Consider the following 8,926-nt stretch of genomic DNA (forward strand, 5'->3'; position numbering starts at 1 on the left):
AAAATAAAAAACCAGCCAGGCAAACATCTGCAGCACAAAACATCAATCCAACTCGTTCCCCCTGATTTGCGCCCTGCCATAGGTAGCGCTATGGTTAGCCACTTTACTACTCAGTTCGACAGACCCCCTGCTATGACATTCTCACTTTTTGGCGACAAATTTACCCGCCATTCAGGCATCACCCGCCTGATGGAGGACCTCAACGACGGTTTACGCACCCCAGGCGCCATCATGCTCGGCGGTGGTAATCCGGCGCAAATTCCAGAGATGCAAAATTACTTCCAGTCTCTGCTGGCAGATATGCTGGAAAACGGCAAAGCCACTGATGCGCTTTGCAATTATGACGGTCCGCAAGGGAAAACCGAGCTACTGTCTGAACTGGCGAAACTGCTACGTGAGAAGCAGGGTTGGGATATCGAGCCACAAAATATTGCACTGACAAATGGCAGTCAGAGCGCGTTTTTCTACTTATTCAATTTGTTCGCCGGACGCCGCGCTGACGGAACAACGCAAAAAGTGTTATTCCCGTTAGCGCCGGAATACATTGGCTATGCCGATTCCGGGCTGGAAGGAGATCTCTTCGTCTCAGCACGTCCGAACATTGAGCTGCTACCGGAAGGCCAGTTTAAGTATCACGTTGATTTTGAACACCTGCACATCGGTGAAGAAACGGGCATGATCTGCGTGTCGCGTCCCACTAACCCGACAGGCAACGTGATCACCGACGAGGAGCTGATGAAGCTGGACCGGCTGGCCAACCAGCATGGGATCCCGCTGGTGATTGATAACGCCTATGGCGTACCGTTCCCTGGCATTATCTTTAGCGAAGCACGCCCGCTGTGGAACCCCAACATTGTGTTGTGCATGAGCCTTTCCAAGCTGGGTCTGCCAGGTTCCCGCTGCGGTATCATTATCGCGAATGAAAAAATCATCACTGCGATTACCAATATGAACGGCATCATCAGCCTTGCACCTGGCGGGATGGGACCGGCGATGATGTGCGAGATGATTAAACGTAACGATCTGCTGCGTCTGTCCGAAACGGTTATCAAGCCGTTTTACTATCAGCGCGTTCAGGAGACGATTGCGATTATTCGCCGCTACTTGTCTGAAGATCGCTGCCTTATCCATAAACCTGAAGGCGCGATTTTCCTGTGGCTATGGTTCAAAGATTTACCGATCACCACCGAACTGTTGTATCAGCGCCTGAAAGCGCGCGGCGTACTGATGGTTCCTGGTGACTACTTCTTCCCGGGGCTGGATAAACCCTGGCCGCATACCCATCAGTGCATGCGGATGAACTACGTGCCAGAGCCGGAGAAAATCGAAGCTGGCGTGAAGATTCTGGCGGAAGAGATCGAACGCGCCTGGCTGGAAGGCTAACGCAAACCCGACCCAGGTGCGGGTCGGGCTCACTTCACAGCGGCTGTGAACGCAGGCGCTGGCGCTGAATACTGACGGCATCAACACACTGCAACGCGCTGGTCGGGCAGGCTTCGACACACGCTGGTCCCGCCTCGCGATGCCAGCACAAATCGCATTTTATCGCCTGCGCCCGCGACGAACGGGCAACGACATTCATTGCCCCAAACGGGCAGGCCAGCATACAGCTTTTACAACCAATACAACGTGCCTGTTCAACGAAGATATGCCCATGTTCACGACGAATGGCGTGAGTTGGACAAACATTCGCACAGGGAGCGTCTTCGCATTGATGGCAGGCGACCGCCGTGGTAAAGGCGTCGTCTTTGATGACCCGAATCCGCGGTATAAACGCACAAGAAGAGACCGAAGCACAGTCCTGGTTTTGCTGATGCGCGACGACGCAGGCAACTTCACAGGTACGACACCCAATACATTTTGCCGCATCCGCCATAATAAACGCGTTCATTGCCCCCTCCCTCTGCGTGAAAACCACAGAGTGCCAGAGAGACCGCCCCTGACGCTTTGATCGGACAGGGGAAACGGTTAAATATTGTCAGGTGCCTTAATAACCTTACTCGCGAACGGTAAAACCCAGCTCATTTGAAATCGCCTGCGCGGTTTCCCGTAGCGGCTTGAGTAGATTTTTTTCCCCTATCTGCTTAAGTCGCGAGGTAGAGAGTGAAATTGACACCGCGTACGGCACCCGACCATGAATATCAAACACCGGCACGGCAATACAGGAAACGCCCAATTCGTTCTCTTCCCGATCCATCGCCATACTGCTTTCGCGGATCTGCGCCAATTCGTCGTACATCGCCGGTAAACCGGTAATGGTATTGCGGGTCAGCGGCTGAATAAGATCCTGATGGCTCTCCCAGTAAGATTTCACATAATCCGCATGCCCAAACGCCATGTAAATTTTACCCATCGCGGAGCAATACAGTGGCATATGTTGACCGATATAAGCGCGAGTACGCAGCATGCCGGTCGTCGGTTCCAGCTTATAAATCAGAATCGCGTGGTCATCTTCACGGCTGGAGAAGTTGATTGTTTCACCAGTAGCAATATTCAACGCTTCGAGGTGCGGCGCGGCAACATGGATGATATTCAGTGACGACAGTGCCTTCTGCCCAACGGCGATAAATTTGGTGGTCAGCCTATAGCTACCCGCAGCAGGTGCAGGCGTGACATATCCGCAGGACTGCAGCCCTTGCAGGAGTCGATGCACAGTACTTTTGTTCAGCCCGGCCAGTTCAGACAGATGGGCCAATGGGCACCCATTCGGATAGTTACTCAGAATCTCAATCAACATCAAACCACGGAACAGGCTCTGACTTCCGGCTGGCCTCTCTTTGTCTTGCGTCATTTCACTCTCTTTTGTGCCCATCGCTTCCGCTCCCCTTTTCGTCGCGCTCTGATGGTAGCGCAAAGTGTGTTTCAGTTCACGATCTGAACCGAAAAAACACAACTATTTGATTTTGATGATTTTAAAAAATAGACCACCCCGTTGATCTGTCAAAATTTGATCGCTATATTTGAAATCAGATTTCGCATAGTGAAATTTAGAGATAAAAAAGCGATCAAATTTAAACAAGGAAACAGGAATGAAAGTCACTTTTGAGCAGTTGAAAGATGCGTTCAATCGGGTACTGCTGGCACGCGGTATTGCCGTTGAAACCGCCGATGCCTGTGCCGAAATGTTTGCGCGCACTACAGAGTCCGGCGTTTATTCGCACGGTGTGAATCGTTTTCCTCGTTTTATTCAGCAATTGGATAACGGCGACATCATTCCTGAGGCCAAACCGCAACGCATTACCAGCCTGGGGGCGATTGAACAATGGGATGCTCAGCGTTCGATCGGCAATCTGACGGCGAAAAAGATGATGGACAGAGCCATTGAGCTGGCCTCCGATCACGGTATTGGCCTGGTCGCACTGCGTAACGCCAACCACTGGATGCGCGGCGGCAGCTATGGCTGGCAGGCGGCGGAGAAAGGTTATATCGGTATCTGCTGGACTAACTCGATTGCCGTCATGCCACCGTGGGGTTCGAAAGAGTGCCGCATTGGTACTAACCCGCTGATCGTCGCGATCCCCTCATCGCCAATCACCATGGTTGATATGTCGATGTCGATGTTCTCCTACGGCATGCTGGAAGTGAATCGCCTGGCCGGTCGCGAACTGCCGGTAGACGGTGGCTTTGATGATAAAGGCAATCTCACCAAAGAGCCGGGCGTTATCGAAAAAAACCGCCGCATATTGCCAATGGGTTACTGGAAAGGTTCAGGTCTGTCGATTGTGCTGGATATGATTGCCACCCTGCTTTCTGATGGCTCTTCCGTTGCGGAAGTCACCCAGGATAACAGCGATGAATATGGCGTTTCACAGATATTTATCGCCATTGAAGTGGATAAGCTGATCGATGGCGCCACCCGTGATGCCAAGCTACAGCGGATTATGGATTTCATCACCACCGCCGAACGCGCAGATGAAAACACGCCTGTCCGTCTGCCGGGCCACGAGTTTACAAAGCTACTGGAAGAAAATCGCCGGAACGGTATCACCGTTGACGACAGCGTCTGGGCAAAAATTCAGGCCCTGTAAGGAGCAACACCATGATCTTCGGACATATTGCTCAACCTAACCCATGCCATTTGCCTGCTGCGATTGAAAGGGCGCTCGACTTTCTGCGCACCACAGATTTTCGCAAACTGGAGCCGGGCGTGGTGGAGATCGACGGTAAAAATATCTTCGCGCAAATTATTGATTTAACCACGCGTGACGTTGCCGAAAATCGTCCTGAGGTGCATCGCCGCTATCTGGATATTCAGTTTCTGGCCTGGGGTGAAGAGAAAATCGGGATCGCCATTGATACCGGGAATAACCAAATCAGTGAATCGCTATTAGAACAGCGCGATATTATTTTTTATCACGCCAGCGAACATGAATCTTTTATTGAAATGATTCCGGGAAGTTACGCCATATTTTTCCCGCAGGATGTTCATCGTCCAGCATGTCATAAAACTGTCGCCACACCGATCCGCAAAATAGTCGTGAAGGTTGCTATTTCAGTTTTATAAAAGGAGCACAAAAAATGAAAGCTAACACTACCGGTTATATTATCGGTGCGTACCCCTGTGCACCCTCATTTCACCAAAAGAGTGAAGAGGAAGAGAAGGAATTCTGGCGACAACTCTCCGATACCCCGGATATTCGCGGACTGGAGCAGCCCTGTCTTGAACATCTGCACCCGTTAGGCGACGAATGGTTATTACGCCATACGCCGGGCGACTGGCAAATCGTGGTCACGGCCATTATGGAAACCATGCGCCGTCGCGGTATTAATGGTGGTTTCGGGCTGGCCTCCAGCGATGAAGAACAGCGTAAAGCCTGCGTGGCGTATTACCGTCATCTGCATCAGAAAATCAACCATATCAATGCGGCCAACGGCGGAAAAGTGATTGCACTGGAGTTGCATGCTGCTCCGCTGGCGGGCAACCCGAACGTCGCTCAGGCCACCGACGCGTTTGCTCGTTCGCTGAAAGAAATTACCCGCTGGGACTGGTCCTGCGATCTGGTGTTGGAACATTGCGATGCCATGACAGGCCCCGCGCCACGCAAAGGATTTTTACCGTTAGACAACGTGCTGGACGCGATAGCCGGATATGACATCAGCGTGTGCATTAACTGGGCGCGCTCGGCCATTGAAGGGCGGAACCTCACCCTACCGCTGACCCACACGCAGCAGACCAAACGGGCTGGAAAACTGGGCGCACTGATGTTTTCCGGTACCACGCTTGCGGGGGAATACGGCGAGTGGCAGGACTTACATGCACCGTTTGCCCCTTTCTGTCCAGAAGGTCTAATGACCACAGAGCATGCCCACGAATTATTCGCCTGCGCAGGAGCAGATCCATTGCAATTTTCTGGCATTAAATTGCTGGAAATAAATGCCAGTGCAGATGTGAACCATCGTGTAGCGATATTGCGCGACGGTATCGCCGCATTAAATAAAGCAAAACTATAAAAATAAAATACTACTCTACGAGAATATTAATATGAACATGACCTCTCACCCTACACTTCAAGACATACCTCGTCAGCGCTGGCTACGGATTATTCCACCTATTCTTATCGCCTGTATTATTTCTTATATGGACCGCGTCAATATCGCATTCGCGATGCCCGGCGGAATGGATGAAGAATTAGGTATTTCCGCCACCATGGCCGGTCTGGCCGGTGGTATTTTCTTTATCGGTTATCTGTTTTTACAGGTTCCCGGCGGAAAAATTGCCGTACACGGCAGCGGCAAGAAATTTATCGGCTGGTCGCTGGTTGCCTGGGCGGTTATTTCCGTTCTGACGGGATTAATCACGAATCAGTATCAACTGCTGGTTTTGCGTTTCTTACTCGGTGTTGCTGAAGGCGGCATGCTGCCGGTCGTGCTGACGATGATCAGCAACTGGTTCCCCGACGCCGAGCGCGGTCGCGCCAATGCGATTGTGATTATGTTTGTGCCGATTGCCGGGATCATTACCGCCCCGCTCTCGGGCTGGATCATCACCGTACTCGACTGGCGTTGGCTGTTTATCATTGAAGGCTTACTGTCTGTCGTCGTCCTGGTGCTGTGGGCCTATACCGTTTACGACCGTCCGCAGGAAGCACGCTGGATCTCTGAGGCGGAGAAAAATTACCTGGTAGAAACCCTGGCCGCCGAGCAAAAAGCCATTGCCGGAACAGAGGTCAAAAATGCCTCTCTGAGTGCGGTACTTTCCGATAAAACCATGTGGCAGCTAATCGCGCTGAACTTCTTCTATCAGACCGGGATTTACGGTTACACCCTGTGGCTGCCGACCATCCTCAAAGAGTTGACTCACAGCAGCATGGGACAGGTCGGCATGCTCGCCATTCTGCCATACGTCGGCGCAATTGCCGGGATGTTCCTGTTCTCTTCACTCTCTGACCGCACCGGTAAACGCAAGTTGTTCGTCTGCCTACCGCTGATTGGCTTCGCCTTGTGCATGTTCCTCTCTGTGGCGCTGAAAAATAACGTCTGGCTGGCTTATGCCGCGCTGGTCGGCTGCGGATTCTTCCTGCAATCGGCTGCGGGCGTGTTCTGGACTATTCCAGCACGTTTGTTCAGTGCGGAAATGGCCGGTGGCGCACGTGGGGTCATCAACGCTCTCGGCAACCTCGGTGGTTTCTGCGGCCCTTACGCAGTCGGCGTTCTCATCACCCTGTACAGCAAAGATGCGGGCGTTTATTGCCTGGCAATTTCACTGGCTCTGGCCGCGCTGATGGCCCTGTTGCTGCCAGCGAAATGCGATGCAGGTGCCGCGCCGCTAAAGACGCTGAATCCACATAAACGTACAGCTTAAAACAATGCCCGGTGGCGCTTCGCTTACCGGGTCTACAGGTAACAACCGTCCCAGGCTGGATAAGCGCAGCGCCATCCGGCAAAAATGAGATAACAAAGATGAGTGAGAAAGCGACCTTCTGGCTGGGTATTGATTGTGGCGGTACATATCTGAAAGCGGGTTTGTATGATGCCAAAGGTCATGAGCAGGGAATTAACCGGCAATCGCTGCAGACAATATCGCCATTACCAGGTTACGCCGAACGCGATATGCACCAACTGTGGCAACAGTGCGTCGCGACCATCGCCGGGCTGTTAAAGCGCACAGGCGTGTGCGGTGAGCAAATCAAAGGCGTCGGTATATCCGCTCAGGGCAAAGGTCTGTTCCTTCTCGATAAACAAGATAAGCCGCTAGGCAATGCCATTCTCTCTTCTGACCGACGGGCGATGGAAATCGTTCAGCGCTGGCAGCAGGATGGGATACCTGAGCAGCTCTACCCGATCACCCGCCAGACATTGTGGACCGGTCATCCGGCATCACTCCTGCGCTGGGTGAAAGAGAACACCCCCCAGCGCTACGCGCAAATTGGTAGCGTCATGATGGGTCATGACTACCTGCGCTGGTGCTTAACCGGCGCCAAAGGCTGTGAAGAGAGCAATATCTCCGAGTCGAACCTCTACAACATGACCACGGGTCAGTACGACCCGAGGCTGACTCAGTGGCTGGGCATCAGTGAAATCGACAATGCCCTGCCCCCCATCGTTGGTTCAGCAGAAATATGCGGGGAAATCACCGCTCAGACAGCCGCCATAACCGGTCTGGCGGCGGGTACCCCCGTCGTCGGCGGACTGTTTGATGTGGTTTCCACCGCACTCTGCGCCGGTATCGAAGATGAACGCACCCTCAACGCGGTGATGGGTACCTGGGCCGTCACCAGCGGGATCGCTCACGGCCTGCGCGACCACGAGCCCCATCCCTATGTCTATGGTCGCTATGTAAATGACGGGCAGTACATCGTTCATGAAGCCAGTCCGACCTCTTCAGGCAATCTGGAATGGTTTACCGCCCAGTGGGGCGAACTCTCTTTTGATGAGATTAATCAGGCCGTTGCCAGCTTACCGAAAGCCGGTAGCGAGCTTTTCTTTCTGCCCTTTTTGTACGGCAGTAACGCCGGACTGGAGATGACCAGCGGCTTTTATGGCATGCAGGCTATACACACTCGCGCCCACTTATTACAGGCCATCTACGAAGGCGTGGTTTTCAGCCACATGACCCATCTGAACCGCATGCGCGAACGTTTTACGCAGGCACATACCCTGCGCGTCACCGGAGGTCCAGCGCACTCCGACATCTGGATGCAAATGCTGGCGGACGTCAGCGGTTTACGTATCGAATTGCCACAGATTGAAGAGACCGGCTGCTTTGGCGCTGCGCTCGCCGCCCGCGTAGGCACTGGCGTTTATCACAATTTCAGTGACGCGCAGCGCAGCTTACAGCACCCGATTCGCACACTGCTGCCAGACGCTACGGCGCATGCCAGCTACCAGCGTAAATACCGCCAATACCAGAATTTAATTACCGCACTACAGGGCTATCACGCCCGCATTAAGGAGCACGAATGATGAGTCGACCATTACTGCAACTGGCGCTCGACCACACCAACCTGCAGGCGGCCCAACACGATGTCGCACTGCTACAAGAGAGCGTTGATATCGTTGAGGCAGGGACGATTCTCTGCTTAACCGAAGGCCTGGCTGCCGTGAAAGCGCTGCGTACCCAGTGTCCAAATAAAATCATCGTTGCCGACTGGAAGGTAGCCGATGCGGGCGAAACCCTCGCACAGCAAGCGTTTGGCGCTGGCGCAAACTGGATGACTATCATCTGCGCTGCCCCACTGGCGACGGTAGAGAAAGGCCATGGCGTCGCGCAGTCCTGCGGCGGCGAAATTCAGATGGAACTGTTCGGCAACTGGACGCTGGATGATGCCCGTGACTGGTATCGCGTTGGGGTTCGCCAGGCAATTTACCATCGTGGCCGCGATGCTCAGGCCAGCGGACAACAATGGGGAGAAGCTGATCTGGCGTGCATGAAAGCGCTTTCCGATATCGGTCTGGAGTTGTCGATTACCGGCGGGATTACGCCCGC

9 protein-coding genes are annotated in these 8,926 nt (G+C 53.3%); 7 read left to right on the plus strand and 2 right to left on the minus strand.

What is annotated here, in order from left to right; genetic code table 11:
• Positions 1-90 precede the first annotated feature (90 nt).
• The gene (gene avtA / locus FDW94_RS00165) at positions 91-1,383 is read left to right on the plus strand and encodes a valine--pyruvate transaminase (RefSeq protein WP_349290449.1); all 1,293 of its coding nucleotides are present in this window, start codon (positions 91-93) and stop codon (positions 1,381-1,383) included.
• Between the two features lie 34 nt (positions 1,384-1,417).
• Here avtA and FDW94_RS00170 read toward each other — a convergent pair whose 3' ends face one another.
• Both FDW94_RS00170 and yiaJ read right to left on the minus strand, forming a co-directional pair.
• A complete protein-coding gene (locus FDW94_RS00170) occupies positions 1,418-1,891 on the minus strand; it encodes a 4Fe-4S dicluster domain-containing protein (protein ID WP_137376943.1) in 474 nt (157 codons plus the stop codon).
• 105 nt (positions 1,892-1,996) lie between these two features.
• A complete protein-coding gene (gene yiaJ, locus FDW94_RS00175) occupies positions 1,997-2,812 on the minus strand; it encodes an IclR family transcriptional regulator YiaJ (RefSeq protein WP_137376944.1) in 816 nt (271 codons plus the stop codon).
• A gap of 217 nt (positions 2,813-3,029) precedes the next feature.
• Between yiaJ and yiaK the strand changes: the two genes are divergently transcribed.
• The 6 genes from yiaK to ulaD all read left to right on the plus strand — a co-directional run.
• The gene (gene yiaK, locus FDW94_RS00180; protein WP_137376945.1) at positions 3,030-4,028 is read left to right on the plus strand and encodes a 3-dehydro-L-gulonate 2-dehydrogenase; all 999 of its coding nucleotides are present in this window, start codon (positions 3,030-3,032) and stop codon (positions 4,026-4,028) included.
• Between the two features lie 11 nt (positions 4,029-4,039).
• Positions 4,040-4,504 carry a YhcH/YjgK/YiaL family protein gene (locus tag FDW94_RS00185; protein ID WP_103014694.1) on the plus strand — a complete coding sequence of 155 codons (465 nt, stop codon included), beginning with the start codon at positions 4,040-4,042 and terminating at the stop codon, positions 4,502-4,504.
• 14 nt (positions 4,505-4,518) lie between these two features.
• Positions 4,519-5,451 (plus strand): DUF4862 family protein, encoded by a 933-nt coding sequence (locus FDW94_RS00190; RefSeq protein WP_137376946.1) that lies wholly within the window; start codon positions 4,519-4,521, stop codon positions 5,449-5,451.
• 31 nt (positions 5,452-5,482) lie between these two features.
• A complete protein-coding gene (locus FDW94_RS00195; RefSeq protein ID WP_137376947.1) occupies positions 5,483-6,802 on the plus strand; it encodes an MFS transporter in 1,320 nt (439 codons plus the stop codon).
• A gap of 98 nt (positions 6,803-6,900) precedes the next feature.
• Positions 6,901-8,403, plus strand: coding sequence for an FGGY-family carbohydrate kinase (locus FDW94_RS00200; protein ID WP_137376948.1), 1,503 nt, complete (start codon positions 6,901-6,903; stop codon positions 8,401-8,403).
• The coding region (ulaD, locus tag FDW94_RS00205; RefSeq protein ID WP_249358197.1) for a 3-keto-L-gulonate-6-phosphate decarboxylase UlaD at positions 8,403-8,926 on the plus strand (524 nt) is incomplete at its 3' end. The genes FDW94_RS00200 and ulaD, both read left to right, overlap by 1 nt.

The organism is Citrobacter sp. wls757 (genome assembly GCF_005280935.1).
In the GTDB taxonomy this organism is placed as follows: domain Bacteria; phylum Pseudomonadota; class Gammaproteobacteria; order Enterobacterales; family Enterobacteriaceae; genus Citrobacter; species Citrobacter portucalensis.